Annotated in this window: 13 protein-coding genes; 9 read left to right on the top strand and 4 right to left on the bottom strand. The window is 65.5% G+C overall.

Going from position 1 to position 14691, the window contains the following annotated elements:
* Positions 1 to 3: 3 nt before the first annotated feature.
* On the bottom strand, positions 4 to 1017 hold the full coding sequence (cobT, locus tag EBI04_RS02400; RefSeq protein WP_135255882.1) for a nicotinate-nucleotide--dimethylbenzimidazole phosphoribosyltransferase: 1014 nt from the start codon (positions 1015 to 1017) through the stop codon (positions 4 to 6).
* Positions 1018 to 1042: 25 nt separating this feature from the next.
* On the opposite strand from cobT, the gene EBI04_RS02395 reads away from it, so the two are divergent.
* The 5 genes from EBI04_RS02395 (at position 1043) to cbiB (ending at position 7548) form a co-directional block, all read left to right on the top strand.
* On the top strand, positions 1043 to 1579 hold the full coding sequence (locus EBI04_RS02395; RefSeq protein ID WP_135255881.1) for a histidine phosphatase family protein: 537 nt from the start codon (positions 1043 to 1045) through the stop codon (positions 1577 to 1579).
* Between the two features lie 142 nt (positions 1580 to 1721).
* On the top strand, positions 1722 to 5057 hold the full coding sequence (locus EBI04_RS02390) for an ATP-binding protein (RefSeq protein ID WP_135255880.1): 3336 nt from the start codon (positions 1722 to 1724) through the stop codon (positions 5055 to 5057).
* A gap of 199 nt (positions 5058 to 5256) precedes the next feature.
* Positions 5257 to 5817: an OsmC family protein gene (locus EBI04_RS02385; protein ID WP_135255879.1), complete on the top strand. Its 561-nt coding sequence runs from the start codon at positions 5257 to 5259 to the stop codon at positions 5815 to 5817.
* Between the two features lie 14 nt (positions 5818 to 5831).
* Positions 5832 to 6563, top strand: a complete 732-nt coding sequence (locus EBI04_RS02380) for a cupin domain-containing protein (RefSeq protein ID WP_135255878.1) — start codon at positions 5832 to 5834, stop codon at positions 6561 to 6563.
* Between the two features lie 133 nt (positions 6564 to 6696).
* Positions 6697 to 7548: an adenosylcobinamide-phosphate synthase CbiB gene (cbiB, locus tag EBI04_RS02375; RefSeq protein WP_135255877.1), complete on the top strand. Its 852-nt coding sequence runs from the start codon at positions 6697 to 6699 to the stop codon at positions 7546 to 7548.
* 99 nt (positions 7549 to 7647) lie between these two features.
* Here cbiB and EBI04_RS02370 read toward each other — a convergent pair whose 3' ends face one another.
* Positions 7648 to 8232, bottom strand: coding sequence for a hypothetical protein (locus EBI04_RS02370; RefSeq protein WP_135255876.1), 585 nt, complete (start codon positions 8230 to 8232; stop codon positions 7648 to 7650).
* Between the two features lie 79 nt (positions 8233 to 8311).
* Here EBI04_RS02370 and EBI04_RS02365 point away from each other — a divergent pair, with 79 nt between their 5' ends.
* Both EBI04_RS02365 and EBI04_RS02360 read left to right on the top strand, forming a co-directional pair.
* Complete coding sequence (locus EBI04_RS02365; protein WP_135255875.1) at positions 8312 to 9265, top strand: DNA methyltransferase; 954 nt, start codon at positions 8312 to 8314, stop codon at positions 9263 to 9265.
* Positions 9262 to 9642 carry a hypothetical protein gene (locus tag EBI04_RS02360; protein ID WP_135255874.1) on the top strand — a complete coding sequence of 127 codons (381 nt, stop codon included), beginning with the start codon at positions 9262 to 9264 and terminating at the stop codon, positions 9640 to 9642. Before EBI04_RS02365 ends, EBI04_RS02360 begins: the two co-directional genes overlap by 4 nt.
* On the opposite strand, the gene EBI04_RS13735 is transcribed toward EBI04_RS02360, so the two are convergent.
* The gene (locus EBI04_RS13735) at positions 9639 to 10883 is read right to left on the bottom strand and encodes a vWA domain-containing protein (protein WP_135255873.1); all 1245 of its coding nucleotides are present in this window, start codon (positions 10881 to 10883) and stop codon (positions 9639 to 9641) included. The genes EBI04_RS02360 and EBI04_RS13735 overlap by 4 nt on opposite strands.
* A 5-nt stretch (positions 10884 to 10888) precedes the next feature.
* Positions 10889 to 11506 carry a MerR family transcriptional regulator gene (locus EBI04_RS02350; protein WP_135255872.1) on the bottom strand — a complete coding sequence of 206 codons (618 nt, stop codon included), beginning with the start codon at positions 11504 to 11506 and terminating at the stop codon, positions 10889 to 10891.
* A gap of 223 nt (positions 11507 to 11729) precedes the next feature.
* On the opposite strand from EBI04_RS02350, the gene EBI04_RS02345 reads away from it, so the two are divergent.
* Positions 11730 to 13403 (top strand): ABC transporter permease, encoded by a 1674-nt coding sequence (locus tag EBI04_RS02345; RefSeq protein WP_135255871.1) that lies wholly within the window; start codon positions 11730 to 11732, stop codon positions 13401 to 13403.
* Positions 13404 to 13412: 9 nt separating this feature from the next.
* Positions 13413 to 14669, top strand: a complete 1257-nt coding sequence (locus EBI04_RS02340; protein ID WP_135255870.1) for an ABC transporter ATP-binding protein — start codon at positions 13413 to 13415, stop codon at positions 14667 to 14669.
* Positions 14670 to 14691: the final 22 nt, after the last annotated feature.

Below are 14691 nucleotides of genomic sequence, written 5' to 3'. Positions count from 1 at the left end.
GGCTTAAGGGCGGTCGGAAACCCCTGCCTCCTCGAAGGTGGCCATGTGCAGGATGCGGGCCGCAGCCCTGAGGAGGGGCATGGCCAGCACTGCCCCCGTCCCTTCCCCCAGGGCCAGGTCCAGGTCCAAAAGAGGTTTCAACCCCAGGGCCTCAAGGATATACCCGTGTCCGGGCTCCCGACTCTTGTGCCCGGCGAAGAAGTGGTCCTTCACCCGGGGGTTCAGCCTAAAGGCCAAAAGGGCCCCGGCGGAAACGGGAAAGCCGTCCAGGACAAGGGGGAGACCCCTTTCGTACCCCTCCAGGTAGACCCCCGCTATGGCCAAAAGCTCCAGTCCTCCCAGTTCCGCCGCCACCTCCAAGGAGTGCATCCCGGGGCGCAAGCGTTCCAGGGCCTGGGCCACCGCCTCCCGCTTCCGCCTAAGGCCCTCCTCTCCTACCCCGGTGCCCGGGCCCACCACCCTTTCCGGGGAAAGACCGAGAAGCCCGGCGGTTAGGGCGCTGGCCGCCGTGGTGTTGCCGATGCCCATGTCCCCTGCCGCCAGCACCGTGGCCCCCTGGTCCACGGCCCACCGGGCTGCCTCCCTTCCCGCTTCCAGGGCTTTTTCCGCCTCCTCGAGGGTCATGGCGGGCTCCTTGGCCAGATTCCTCGTCCCCGGTCGCACCTTACGCTTAAGCAATCCAGGGTGGTCGGGAAGCTCGCCCTTTACCCCCACGTCCAACACGTACACCCTAGAGCCAACTGCCTGGGCCAGCTGGTTGATGGCCGCCCCTCCCCGGAGGAAGTTCAGGACCATTTGGTAGGTCACCTCCTGGGGATAAGCGGAAACCCCCTCCGCCACCACCCCGTGGTCGGCGGCAGCCACCACCACCGCCCCCAGGCCCAGTTCCGGTTTCAGCCTTCCCTGGATGGCGGCAAGCCGCACCGCCACCTCCTCCAGGTGGCCCAAGGACCTAGGGGGCTTGGTGAGCCGTTCCATGCGCTCCCTTGCTGCCTGCAGAACCTCCTGGTATCCCATACGGCAGGAGTATAAGCTCTGAGGCATGGAGCTATGGCTGGTGCGCCACGGCGAAACCCTCTGGAACCGCGAACACCGCCTTCTGGGCTGGACCGACCTGCCCCTCACCCCCACGGGGGAGGCCCAAGCCATAAGCCTGAGGGGGAAGCTCCCTTCCCTCCCCGCCTATAGCTCGGACCTCCAACGGGCCCTTAGAACCGCCCTTCTGGCAGGCTTCCCCTCCATGCCCACCCCTGCCCTACGGGAGATTCACTTCGGGAGCCTCGAGGGCGCCCTATGGGAGGAACTGGAGCCCAGGTATAAAGAAGCCCTCCTCCGCTTTGAGGGCTTCCATCCCCCAGGAGGGGAGAGCCTCGAGGCTTTTCAGGAAAGGGTTTTCCGCTTTCTGGAAAGCCTCACAGGACCTGCCCTCCTCTTCACCCATGGAGGGGTGATCCGGGCTGTGCTCCGGGCCTTGGGAGAGGATGCCCTCCTCCCTCCTGGCAGCGCCGTGGTCCTGGACTGGCCAAGGAGGGTTTTGGACCGCCTGGTGCCCAGCGAAACCCAGCAGTCCGCCCCCTGAACGTCAAAGGACAAGGAAACTTTGGCCGTGGGCTCTGCAGGGCACCCAATGAGCGGGGGTGAGTCCAAAGGCGTTTCCAATCCGTAACGCAACTTACTTTACATCTGCCATTTAGCATTCAAATTGGGTAAGAGGCACGTTTATGGCCCGCCCGCTCGAGGCGATCGAACTGCGCCTCCTGGGAGGTTTTGCAGTCCGGGTGGGCGGGTGCGAGGTGGCCGAAGCGGCCTTTGAACGGCGCAAGGCCCAGAGCCTGCTGAAGCTTTTGTCCCTGCAAAAGGGCTATCGGCTACACAGGGATCAGGTGCTGGAGGCGCTGTGGCCCACGCTTTCTCCCCCTGCTGCCCTGAGCCAGCTCTACAAGGCAGTGCACCAAGCCAGGGCTGCCCTGGCCTCAGCAGGATTAGGCCTCCCACCCGAGGAACTTCTGGCCCTAAAAGGCGAGGTGCTCTCCCTTCAAGCTCCAGGGGGGGTGATAAGCGACCTCGAGGCCTTCGAGGCCCAAGCCAGGATAGCCCTAGCCAGCGGACAGACAACCCAATTGGAGCAGGCCCTGGCCAGCTACGACGAGCTATTGCCCGCCGATCGCTACGAGGACTGGACCCTAGAGCGGCGCGAAGCCCTGCAGGAACTCCAGGTGCGGCTGTCCCTGGCCCTGGGCCAGGCCCGGCTGACCCAGGGCCTGTTGGCAGAGGCCACGGAAGCTTTCCGAACCGTCCTTAAGCTGGACCCCGCCCACGAGGAGGCTCACCGCGGTCTGATGCAGATCTATGCCCTCCAGGGAAGCCGCCTCCAGATGGATCGCCAGTACCACCGGTGCCGGCAAGCCCTGGCGGAGGAGCTGGGCGTGGAGCCTGCCCCGGAAACCGAAGCCCTTTACCGGCGGCTTCGGGCGGCCCCCCTTCCACCCTTGGCCGGAGAGGCCCCGGTTCCCGCCTCTCCCACGTGGCCGTTGGCGGGACGGGAGGAAGAGCTTAGCCAGATGGCCCGGGCCCTCGAACGCCTGGCCCTGGGCCGGGAGGTGGTGCTGGGCCTGGAGGGCCCCCCGGGCATCGGCAAAACCCGTCTCGCCCAGGAGGTTTTGCGGCTCTCCCGCCAAAGGGGCTACCAAACCTTCTTGGGCACCGCCCACGCCGCCGAGGGCCAGCTTCCCTACGCCCCTTTCGTGGAAGTCCTGCGGCAAGCGTTACGCACCAACCCCGCCGACTCCGAACTGCTCCCCACCGAACTTCGCGCGCACATCCCCGAACTGCCAGCGGGCGGTGCACCGGTGCTCACCGGCGACCCCCTTGCCGCACAGGGGCTCCTCTTTGCCGCCGTCTGGCGCTTCCTGTCCCGCCGGGCTACCGATAGCCCCTTGGTCCTGGTCCTAGAGGACCTCCATAACAGCGACGAGGGCACCCTGCACCTTTTCCACTATCTCGCCCGCCAGGGCGTGGAAAGTCCCGTCCTGCTCTTGGGCACTTGGCGGAGCGAACCCGAGCCACCCCAGGCCCTAAGGCAACTCATCCATAGCCTCGAGGGCTTAGGTCTGCACAGGCTTTCCCTGGAACCCTTGGCCCAAAGCGCCCACCGGGACCTCCTGGTCAAGCTGCTGGGCGGCGAGGTGGCCCCGGCCCTGGAAGAGGGACTCTACCGTCTCTCCGAAGGCAACCCTCTGTTTGCCCTGGAGGTCACCCGCCAACTCCAGGAGAGCGGCCAGCTGACCCGCACGGACGAGGGTTGGCACTGTACCGGACTGGGTTCCCCTCCCCTACCCCCATCCCTCGCCACGCTGGTCGGTGGCTGGCTCGTGCGCCTTAGCCCGGAGGCCCTTCACCTGCTCCAACTCATAGCGGTGGCCGGGCAGACGGTACCCCTTGCGGTTCTGGAGGCGGCCGTGGGACCCCGCCTAGCGGACACCCTGGAGGAGGCCCTGACGGCGCACCTCCTCCTCGAGGAGGGACTGGGCTACCGCTTCCGCCACGTCCTGTACCGCGAAGCCCTCTACCAAGGGCTTTCGTTGGCCCGACGGAGCATCCTGCACGGGGAGCTAGCCCGGGCCCTGGAGGCCACCTATCCTTCTGATCCCACACCCTACACCGAGGCCCTGGCCTACCATTACCGCCAGGCGGGAAAGACCGAGCAGGCGCTAGGGTACCTGCTTAAGGCGGGCGAGCGGGCCACTGCGGTCTACGACCATGCCGCCGCCCTTGAGCGCTACCGGGAAGCCTTAGGGCTTGGGCTTTCCGGTGAAACTAGAGCGGGGATTTGGGAGCGCATCGGCGATGCCCACCGGGCCACGGGAAACGTGCATCAGGCCCTGGCGGCCTACCGGGAAGCCCTTGAGGCCACCTCCTCTCCAGCCGCCCTTTACCGAAAGCTGGCCCTCTGCGCCATCCTTGCCACCGACATGGTCAGCGCAAAAACTTACCTGCATAAGGCCGAGGCCCACCTTGGCGATACCCCCCTTGAGCGCGCCCAGCTCCTGTTGGTGTGGGCTCTTTACCACTGGCACTGGCACGAGTTCGAGCGAGCCGCCTCGGAGGCCCACGAGGTCCTGAACCTCGCCGAGGCTCAGGGTGCCCAGGTGGAAGCCCAGCAAGCCTGCGAACTGCTTGCCCTTTCCTACCTGCCCCTGGGCCGCTGGGAGGAGGGCTTGCACTACGAGCTCAAGCGTGGGCTGGCCGGCTGGTCGCCGGAAGTGGCCCTCGCCACCGACGCCCACCTGTGCCTATGGGAGTACCACGTCTATGGCGAAGACCCTTACCGGCAGGCCCAGACCTTTGTCCACCAGGTGCAGGAGCACGCCCAAGCCATGGGCAACCTGCGTTGCGTGGCGGTGTGCCACTATGCGCTGGGAAGCATGGAGCTCCTTCGGGCCAACTTCCACCAGGCTGCGCACCACCTAGGACGCGCCCTCGAGTTGCACCAAAGGATCGGTTCCCCAGCGGGCGAGGCCTACACCCGTGCGCGCGAAGCCCTACTCCACACCGCACGGGGTGAGCTGGAAGCCGGGTGGCAAGCGGTACAGCAGGGCCTCGAGGCCGCTCAAGAAGCGGCCGTCCGCGATCACTGTCTGGCGCGCCTCTACGCTGCCGGGCTCTGGAATCGGCTCGCCGTTGGCGACCTGGATGCCCTTCATACGCTGGCCGAAAAGAGCAGGGGCCTCGAGGTTTCCGGGGCGCAGTGTCCGGTCTGTAGCGTTCAGCTTTTTCCAGCTCTTGCCGCCTACCATCTGTGCTCGGGGGAGCTGGAAACCGCTTTGAACTACGCCCGCAAGGCCACGGAACTGGCCGCTGCCTTCCAGAACCAGTCTGGCTACGCCCAGGCGCGGTGGATGGAGGGTGAGGTCCTGGCTGCCCAAGGCCAGGCAGAAGAGGCCGGGGTAGCCTTGGCCGAGGCCGCCTCCATTTTCCGCACGCTGGGCCACGCCATCGACCTGATACCCCGCCTCTCGGACTGCTTACCTTCTGGAACTCCATTCCTTATGCCTTGAGGACCCCTATCCGGTTGGTTTCGCCTTCATGGACACGGGTGGCCTGACCCAGCCTGGCCAGCTCGAAGTTCCTCGGGCCCAGAAAGCGTATTTCCCCAACCAGCCCCCTTGGGATGCCCGCGGGAAGGTTCTGGGAAGGAGGGTTCCTCCATCCTGAGCTTGGGGATGGCAAGGTCCAACCCCACCTAAGGAGGAGGATATGACCGCGCAAAACCGGCTTAACGGCATCGACATCGACGGGCTTGTGGCCACGGTTCAGGCTATCCAGGCTGACCCTAACCTGGCCCGCTTCCGCTTCCGCTCGCACACCGACTGGGTTTCAGGGGGCAACGTCAAGACCCGCATCCAGGGGTTCTATGGAGCAGGGCATGAGGACACCTCGAGGGCCGCTCCCTTCACCCTCGAGGGCGACGAGCCCTCCGTCCTGCTTGGAACCGACAAGGGCCCGAATGCGGTGGAGGTGGTGCTGCATGCTCTGGCCTCCTGCCTGGCAGTGGGCTTCATCTACAACGCCGCCGCCAGGGGAATCCAGGTGGATGCCCTGGAGTTCGATATTGAGGGCGACTTGGACCTCCAGGGCTTTTTGGGACTCTCCGAAAAGGCACGCCCCGGCTACGAGGGCATCAGGGTGCGCTATCGGGTCAAGGCGGATGCCTCCCAGGAGAAGCTCCTGGAGCTGTGCGACTACGTGCAGAAGACCTCACCGGTGCTGGATATCCTTCGCAACCCGGTGCCAGTCAAGGTGAGCCTCGAGGTTTGAACGGAGGAACGAGAATGAAAAAGCTTGGCCGGATCCTTTGGAGTGCAGTTTTCTTCCTGGTGGTAGCCCAGGCACAACAGCTCCCACCAGGACCCCAGGCATTGGCTTCCAACACCTTTGCCGACGCCCACCGCATGCAGCTGGTACAGTTCTTCCTGGACTTCGCTCCCGGAGCCTGGACGCCCTTACACACCCACGGAGGTGTGGGCTTTATCAGCGTCCTGGAAGGCACCATGACCGTGAAGGAAGCGGGAAAGACCACCGCCTACAAGGCCGGGGAAACCTGGATCGAACACCCAGGAACTGCCGCCGAGGTGGGCAACGCCACCCAGGCCAAGGCCCGGCTCTTCGTTTCCTTTCTCCTACCCAAGGGAGCTGCCCTTACCCTTGTCGTGCCCACCGCCACCGCCGGGCAAACCCTTCCCCCCGGGCCAACCACCCTCTACCAGAACCGCTTTGAGGAAGTCAATCTTCCCACCCAGTTCGATCTGGTTCAGGTCGTGCTGGATTTCGCACCCGGAACCTGGACTCCCGAGCACACCCATGGCGGCCTGGGTTACGCCACCGTAGTGGAGGGTAGCATTCTGGTGCGAGCGAAGGGAGGGGAAAAAACCTACAGGCCGGGAGAGGGCTGGGTGGAAATCCCGGGGGAGTACGCCGTGGTGGGGAACCCGGGCTCCACCAGGGCGGTGGTTGCGGTGACCTTTCTACTCCCCAAGGGAGCTAGCCTCACCATAACCCGCTAGTGGCTCAAACCAAAAGCCCTTGTGGGGACCCGTTGCCCCACAGGGGTTTGCGTTTACCGAAGGGATGGCCACCGCGGACCAGGCTCCTTAGGATAATGGAAGCGCACGTGGGCCCAAGGACGGAGTTTGCCCCATGAGCCTGATATTATCCCTCCTGCTAGACGCCCTCCTGGGCGAGCCTCCAAGCCGCATCCACCCTGTGGTCCTCATGGGCCGTTACCTGGCCTGGGCTTGGCCCAGGGTGCGGGGTTTCTGGTCCGGGGCCTTCTTCTGGGGCCTCGGGGCTTTCCTCTTCACCTTCCCCGCCCTCCTTCTGGACCTCCTCCTAAGGCCCCTGGCCTGGGGCTGGGTAGCCTTAGGGCTTCTCCTGAAGCCCCTTTTCAGCCTGCGGATGCTTCTGGAGGAGGTGAGGGGGGTGGAGGCTGCCTTGGGAGAAGATTTGGAGGAAGCCAGGGCAAGGCTCTCCCGCATCGTAAGCCGCCCCACCAAGGACCTCTCCCCAGAAGAGGTACGGGAAGCCGCCTTGGAAAGCCTGGCCGAGAACCTCTCGGATAGCCTCCTCGCCCCCCTCCTCTACTACACCCTTTTCGGCCTCGCAGGGGCAGCCCTGTACCGATATGCCAACACCGCCGATGCCATGTGGGGCTATCCCCAGCATGGCCCCCGGGGCACCGTGGCCGCCCGGGCCGACGACCTCCTTAACCTGCTTCCCTCCCGCATCGCCGGCCTCCTCGTTTGCCCCCCGAGGCTTTGGCCCCGGCTTCTAACGGAGGCCCCCAAAACCCCTTCCCCCAACGCCGGCTTCCCCATGGCTGCTTTAGCCTTAAGGCTCGGGGTCCGTTTGCGCAAACGGGGAGCGTACGCTTTAAACGAAGAAGCCCCCTCTCCTACCCACGAAAGCACCCGGAAGGCTTTGTTCCTGGTGGCTACATTAGGTTATGGAGTAGGTCTGGTTCTGGGGTTCCTCACATGGGGACCTCGCTGAAAGAAAACCATCGTAGGATGGACTAGATCGGCAACGAAGTACCTCCATAAGCCATCGCAGAAGGCACGGGACGCATCTGGGTTTCACCCCCAGTAGGGTTTACGCTCTCTCGCCCTTGGGCTTTGCCCCGTTCCGGCGGAGCCAGTCCCGATGCAAGACCAAGAGCTCCCACCAGAGGGTCCGCTCCTCGAGGCCATAGACCACCGCCGGGTCCAGGTCCGGTGGCAGGGGAGGGCAGGAAGGGTGCCTCTTGCCCAGGAAGGTGCCATCCCCCGGGGGATTCCCGGGCAGGAGCAGGAACCCCTCCCCATCGGTGAGGACGCTGTGGACCAGGCTGGCCTGGTGCCTTTGCAGGAAGGCATAGGGCCGGCAGACGAGTTGGGGCCTTCCCTCGGCCACCGTGGCCAGGTAGAGCCAAAGCTTCCCCCTCTGGTCCCGGAGGAACCGGGTTTCCGCCTCCCCTGAAAGCACCAGCTCCCGGTGCAAGCGGCGGGGGCTACGCAGGCTTCCGCTACGCCCCCGCACGCTGAACCAGTCCAGCTGCCGGTAGGCCAGCTCCTGGCCTTGGTCCTCCTTCTCCCCCTTGCCCCAAACCCTCCATATCTCCCAGAGGCCGCACTCCCCCTGGTACCGCCACAGGGCCCCGTCCTTAAGCAAGGGTTTTCCCCGGAAGGCTCCTTTCACCCCAACCACCTCCTGGCCCCAGGATAGGAGGGAGGTTTTTTCCGTCCGACGGAAGGCTTCCATCCCCTAGCCTGGAGGCATGAGGCGTAGGGCGTGGCTGATCTACCAAGAAGTTCTGGAGGCTGCTCGCCGGCAGGGGCTGGCCCAAGGGGAAGAGCAGGAGGTGGCCCGGGCTCTTCTGGACTTGCCCCGGGAGGCGTTCCTGGCCTTCGCCCAGGCGGTGGGTCTACAGGCCAAGTACCTCAGGTACGATCTCCTTCCCATGGCCTTCCTCCCAAAGCCCTTGCGGCAGGCCCTGGCGGTGGGCCTCCCCTTGCGCGAGGCCCACCGCCTGGCCCGGGCCCTGAAGCGGGGAAAGGTTTCCCTGGAGGACCTGGCTCACCGGCCCCTGGAGGCGTGGGTCGGCCTGGGAAGGAACGGGGAGGACCTGGATCCCAGGGCTCCCGTGTGGCTTTTCCCCCCAGAAACCCGGAAGGAGGCCTTGCCCCAGGGGGTAGCCCGGGCCCTGGTGGGCCTTTACACGGAAAGAGGGGAGCTGGTGGTGGACCCTATGGCCGGCTACGGCACGGTGGTGGAAGCCGCCAGGGCCCTGGGCCGCCGGGCCTGGGGCGGGGACATCGATCCCAAGGGACCCCTGGTGGAACGGGCGGACATCCGGACCCTTCCGGAGCGTTTCCAGGGCGAGGCCGCCCTCCTGGTCCTCCATCCGCCCACCTTTGCCTCCTGGCTGGCCTCGGAAGGACACCGGGAGCCTCCGGAAGAGCGGTATGCGGCCTACATCGAGTACCTGATGGAGCTCCTCCGCCTGAGCCTCGAGGCGGTGCGCCCCGGGGGGAAGCTCGCCCTGGTGGTGCGGCCGAGGAGGGAAGTAACCCGGGGAGAACGGCGAGCGGGCCGGGATTTCTTCCTCTCGCCCTTTGAGCGGGCCTTGGCCGAGGTGGACCCCAGGCTCCGACCCTTTCGCTACCACCTGGCGGTGAGCCGGGATGGGCGGGAGGACTGGCACCTCTTCGTGGGGGAGGTGGAAGGATGAGGTGGGCCTGGGTGGTGGACGACTCCCCAGAGCGGTACGAGGTGCTGGGGCTTTTTCTACGCTCCCGCTGGGGCGTGGAGGCGGTGCGCTTCTCCCCGGAGGTTCCCGAGGACTTCGGAGAGGCCTGGGTGGTCAGCCTGGACTACCACCTGGCGGGATGCACCGCCTTGGAGGCCTTAAAGCGCCTACCTCCGGAAAGGCTTGCGGGCCGGCTTTACGTGGTGCACTCCACGGCGGGCCTCGAGGCCACCCTGCTGGAGGATTGGCTCCGGAAACAGGGCCTCGAGGTCATCCGCTACCCCTACACCCTGATCCGGATGGAAGTCCGGCCCAAGCGCCGCCTCGGGCGCTCCGGGCCGGTACAACCCCCAGGCTAGGAATCCTTTCGCCCCTGGCGGTTGCGGTAGACCTGGCTGGAAAGGAGTTTGCGGGCACGGGCGGGGGAGCGGTCCAGCTCCTCAAGAAGCGCCTCTAGCTCTTCCCCCTCCGTTTCCAGGAGCTGTTGGTACGGGGCGAGCAGGGGCAGGGTTGCGCTTAGGGAGGACCGGGCCGTATGGAAGTCGCCCTGGTACAAAGCCTCCATGGCCTGCTGGCGTGCCCAGGTGGCCTTCAGCTTGGCCATCGCGGCCTCCACCTCGGGCAGGGAGTCCAGGCCTTGGTAAACCTCATCCTCCAGGGCGGGAAGATGCAGGCTGGCTTCCTCCTGGTGCACCCCGCCACTCGGGCTTTCCCAGGCCAGCCTCACCCCAACCCAGGCCTCCCCTCCCGGGGCCTCCACCTCCAGCAAATACTCCAGGGTTCGCCCGCCCACCAGGGGCGGAAGCCGGTACACTCCACCGTCTTCCCGAGCCAGGTCGTGGAGAAGGCGAATCTCTCCCCCGTGGGGCGGGGTAAGCCATAACCTGACCCCCGCGCCCAGGGTGGTGGCCAAGCCGGAAAGCTCCTGGGCAAAGATGCCGGGCAGGTCATCGGGGCTTTCGATGAAGTAGTAGTTCCCCTGCCCGGCCTCGGCCATGGCCATCATCAGGTCCTCGTTGTAGTCCAGGCCCACCCCCAGGGTGCTGGTGCTCACTCCCCTTTGGGATAGGCCCCGCACCTGCTCCGCAATGACGTTGGGGTTGGTTTCCCCCGTATTGGCGAGGCCGTCGGAAAGCACGATCACCCGGTTGAGCCGCTTGGCATCCAGATGGGCGGCCACCTGGGTGGATCCTTCCAGCCAACCAGCATGCAAGTTAGTGGAGCCTCGAGGCCTCACGGGCCGGAGGCGCCGGAGGATCTCCTCCTTGTTCTCGGCCAGGGTGCTGGGCACCGCCACCTCCACCTGGTGGTCGTAGATGACCACCGCCACCCGGTCGTGGGGGCGCAGGTTCTCCACGGCGTAGGCCACGGCCTTCTTGGCGAACCTGAGCTTATCGCCGGCCATGGAGCCCGAGCGGTCCAGCACAAAGGCCAGGTTTAAGGTCGGGCGCTCCACCTCCGCCTGAACGGGGGGAATCTTCACCCTTAGGAGCACGGGCATGCGGGTTGGCCCCGTGGCCCGCACCCCGGGCTTCAAGGGAAGGAGCTCCAGCTCGGGCCGAGGGTTTGCCTGGGAAACCGCCTTCTTCTTGTTCTTCATCCAGATCACCTCCTTGAGGTCCGGCTGCTGCTTCGGTGGGGGGCTAGTCCTTTTAACCGCCTTCTTACCTCCTCTAAAACCGCCTCCATCTCGCTTTGGGTCCTGGGCGGGCGGAAGTCCTCCCGCACGTGCACCTCGAGGCCCGGGGCAATCGCCAGGCGGTGCCAAATCTCCTCCCTTTCAGGTGGCGACGGAGAGGATTCGGTGGGCGGCACCATGTAGGAGTAGGAGTAACGCTCCCGAAGCTCGGACAAGTAACCCAGGGCGGGATTGGGAGCAAGGGTGGCCCCGCCCTCCAACAGGGCCAGGAGCTCCTGGTCGTTCTTCTGGCGAACCAAGTCCCCCAGGGCGCTTGCCGCATGCCCCTCGGCCATGAGCCGGCGCAGAACCAGAAGCTGGAGCAGGTGCCGGGGGGTGTAGAGGGCCCTTCTGCCCTTGCGGATGGGCTCGTCCAGCATGCCGAGCCCGGCGTAGTGGCGGACCAGGCGGGGGGTGAGGGCATTCCGCACCCGACGGCTTCCCATCTCGGGAAGGTAACGGGAAAGGCGGGCGTTGGCCTCCCGCACCAGGCCCTCGAGGTCCCACTCCACCCCCTGCCGTAAAAGCTCCTCCAGGTTCTGCATGTTCCTAGCGTAGTATTGACAGGGTCATTTGTCAATATCACTTTCCATTGTCATCATAGTGCCTTGGGCGGGGGAGCCCCTTTCGCAGGAGAAAGGAGTATAACGGGAAAGGAAAGCCGCCATCCACCGAGAGGCGGCGGAAGAGGAGTGCGGCCCTAATCCCACCGAGCCCGACCTCAGGTCTGCGCTCACCGTCCATTTCCCTCCGGGAAAGGAGACCCCCATGGCCCTGACCCGCTTTCCCGAACGCCCGAACCGCCACGACCTCCTGGCCCTTGTCCTAACCCTGGGCCTCCTGGCTCTTTTCCTCGAGGCTTCCCGGGAAACAGTAGGTCCCTTTCACCCAAATCCCATCTCCCTGGATCCTTTAAAGCTACCGGAATACACCCTGCGCACTGCCTTCCGCATGGGGGTAGCCTTCCTGCTTTCCACGCTCTTCACCCTGGTCTACGCTCCCCTGGCGGCCAAGACCCGGCTGGAGCCCTTCCTCATCTCCCTCTTGGACATCCTGCAATCCGTTCCCATCCTGGGCTTCCTGGCAGCCACGGCAGGGGCCTTCGCCGCCTTGTTCCCCGGACGGGCCCTGGGCTACGAGCTTGCGGCCATCTTCGCCGTCTTTACCTCCCAGGCCTGGAACATGGCCTTCAGCTTCTACCAGTCCCTGAAAACCCTTCCCCGGGAACTGGATGAGGCGGCCACCCTGTTTCGCCTCTCCCCCTGGCAACGCTTCTTTCGCCTGGAACTCCCCTTTGCCCTGCCGGGCCTGGTCTGGAACGCCATGATGTCCATGTCGGGGGGATGGTTCTTTGTGGTGGCCTCGGAGGCCATCGCCGTGGGCAAGACCCAGGTGGAACTTCCCGGCATCGGGTCCTACCTGGCCACCGCCATCGCCCAGGGGGATGGTCGGGCGGTGGTTCTCGCTTCCTTGAGCATGCTGGTGGCCATCCTGGCCTACGACCAGCTTCTCTTCCGGCCCCTGGTGGCCTGGAGCCAGCGCTTCAAGTACGAGGAACGGCCCGGGCTCGAGCCAGCAAGAAGCTGGGTTCTGGACCTTCTAAGGCGGACCCACACCCTAAGGGGAATCGCCGAGGCCACCTTTTCCTGGGCCCTCGAGGCCCTCTTTCAGCTGGAACGGAGGCGCCCTCCGCGCCGCCCTATCCTTCCCCAGTGGGTCCTGGTCCTTCCCCTCCTTCTCCTCGGGGGGATTGGGGCCTTTATCCTTTGGCGCCAGCTTCAGCCCCTGGGATGGCTGGAGGTGGCCCGGGTCTTCCTCCTGGGCTTTTTCACCTTCCTCCGGGTCATGGGGGTACTCCTGTTGGCCACCGCCATCTGGGTGCCCGTGGGCATCCTCCTGGGCCTGAGGCCCCGGGTTGCCCAGCGGGTAGAGGCCCTTCTCCAGATCCTCGCCGCCTTCCCCGTCAACCTGCTCTATCCCCTTTTGGCCCTTTTCCTCCTCCGCCACCACCTCTCTCTGGAGGTGTTCTCCGCCTTTCTCATGGCCCTCGGGACCCAGTGGTATATCCTCTTCAACGCCGTGGCGGGCAGCATGGCCCTGCCCGAGGACTTGAAGGAAGCGGCCCGAAGCTTTGGCCTTAAGGGCCTAACCCTTTGGAGAAGGCTTCTTCTGCCCGGCACCTTCCCCCACATTCTCACGGGCCTCATCACCGCCAGCGGGGGCACCTGGAACGCCGCCATCGTGGCCGAGGTGGTGCAGTGGGGCTCCCTCACCCTCCAGGCCACCGGCCTTGGCAGTTACATCGCCCGCTGGACCCTGGAGGAAGGGCAAGGACCCCATCTCCTCCTGGGCATAGCCGTGATGAGCCTTTACGTGGTGGTCATCAACCGCTTTGTCTGGCGGCGGTTATACCGCCTGGCCGAGGAAAGGTTCCGCTTCTAGGGGGAAAGTATGCTGCTCAGCGCCAAGGACATCGTCAAGGCCTTCCGGGCAGGGGAACGGGCCTACCCGGTGCTCTTCGGGGTGAACCTGACCCTGAGGGAGGGCGAGGTGGTGGCCCTCCTGGGGCGCTCGGGAGGGGGGAAAAGCACCCTCCTGCGCATCCTGGCGGGCCTCATCCTCCCCGATGCGGGGGAGGTGCGCTTTAAGGGCAAGCGGGTGGAAGGCCCCGTGGAAGGCATGGCCATGGTCTTCCAGACCTTCGCCCTCTTCCCCTGGCTCACGGTGCTGGACAACGTAGCCCTGGGCCTCGAGGCCCGGGGAATACCCAAGGGAGAGCGCCTAAAACGGGCTCGCGAGGCCATCGCCCTTATCGGCCTAAGGGGGTTTGAGGAGGCTCTTCCCAAGGAGCTTTCCGGGGGGATGCGGCAACGGGTGGGCTTCGCCCGGGCCTTGGTGGTGGAACCCGAGGTCCTTCTCCTGGACGAGGCTTTCTCCGCCCTGGACCCCCTTACTGCCGAGGGGCTTAGGGGGGATTTCCTGGACCTTTGGCTTTCGGGGCGGATCTCCACCAAGGCGGTCCTCATGGTCACCCACAACATCGAGGAGGCGGTGGCCTTGGCCGACCGAGCCCTGATCCTCGAGGGAAGCCCAGCCCGCATTGGGAGGGAGATCCGCATCCCTCTTCCCCATCCCAGGGACCCCAGCGACCCCCAGTTCCGCGCCCTGGTAGACCAAATCTATGAGGCCCTAACCCCTCGGGAGGAGGTGGAAAGGCGTCTGGAGGAGGAGCTTCTCCGCCTGCCCGATGCCCGAGTGGGTGCCCTCATGAGCCTGGCCGAGGCCATCGCCCGCCTGGGGGGGCGGGCCGACCTTCCCCTTCTGGCAGAGGAGGAAGGCCTCGAGGTGGACGACCTCTTCCCCCTCCTGGAGGCCCTCGAGCTATTGGGATTTGCCCGGGTGGAAAAGGGGGACGTGGAGCTCACCCCGGCAGGCGTGGCTTGGGCGGAGGCCAGCCTCGAGGAGCGCAAGGTGATGTTCGCCGAACACCTCCTTAGGCGGATACCCCTTTTTGCTCGTCTACACCGGGCCCTTTTGGAGCGTAGAAGGGTTCCTGAAGGATGGGTGCTCAACCGACTAAAGGAACACCTGCCGGAACCGGAGGCCAAAAGGGTTCTCTCGGTGCTCCTGGAGTGGGGGCGGTACGCTGGCCTTCTGGCCTACCACGAGGGAAGCCGGATGCTCCACCTGCCCCATCCCTCCAGATAGCCGCACGCCCGCTTGCCTTACC

Source organism: Thermus caldilimi (genome assembly GCF_004684245.1).
GTDB classification, from domain to species: Bacteria; Deinococcota; Deinococci; order Deinococcales; family Thermaceae; genus Thermus; species Thermus caldilimi.
This window is presented reverse-complemented; position numbering and strand designations above follow the sequence as displayed.

Bases quoted from the DNA above. Each gene is read 5' to 3' on its own strand.
- EBI04_RS02345 (WP_135255871.1), top strand. From the start codon at position 11,730: ATGGCCCTGACCCGCTTTCCCGAACGCCCGAACCGCCACGACCTCCTG.
- EBI04_RS02395 (WP_135255881.1), top strand. From the start codon at position 1,043: ATGGAGCTATGGCTGGTGCGCCACGGCGAAACCCTCTGGAACCGCGAA.
- EBI04_RS02385 (WP_135255879.1), top strand. From the start codon at position 5,257: ATGACCGCGCAAAACCGGCTTAACGGCATCGACATCGACGGGCTTGTG.
- EBI04_RS13735 (WP_135255873.1), bottom strand. From the start codon at position 10,883: ATGAAGAACAAGAAGAAGGCGGTTTCCCAGGCAAACCCTCGGCCCGAG.
- EBI04_RS02390 (WP_135255880.1), top strand. From the start codon at position 1,722: ATGGCCCGCCCGCTCGAGGCGATCGAACTGCGCCTCCTGGGAGGTTTT.
- EBI04_RS02365 (WP_135255875.1), top strand. From the start codon at position 8,312: ATGAGGCGTAGGGCGTGGCTGATCTACCAAGAAGTTCTGGAGGCTGCT.
- EBI04_RS02360 (WP_135255874.1), top strand. From the start codon at position 9,262: ATGAGGTGGGCCTGGGTGGTGGACGACTCCCCAGAGCGGTACGAGGTG.
- cobT (WP_135255882.1), bottom strand. From the start codon at position 1,017: ATGGGATACCAGGAGGTTCTGCAGGCAGCAAGGGAGCGCATGGAACGG.
- EBI04_RS02380 (WP_135255878.1), top strand. From the start codon at position 5,832: ATGAAAAAGCTTGGCCGGATCCTTTGGAGTGCAGTTTTCTTCCTGGTG.
- EBI04_RS02350 (WP_135255872.1), bottom strand. From the start codon at position 11,506: ATGCAGAACCTGGAGGAGCTTTTACGGCAGGGGGTGGAGTGGGACCTC.
- EBI04_RS02340 (WP_135255870.1), top strand. From the start codon at position 13,413: ATGCTGCTCAGCGCCAAGGACATCGTCAAGGCCTTCCGGGCAGGGGAA.
- cbiB (WP_135255877.1), top strand. From the start codon at position 6,697: ATGAGCCTGATATTATCCCTCCTGCTAGACGCCCTCCTGGGCGAGCCT.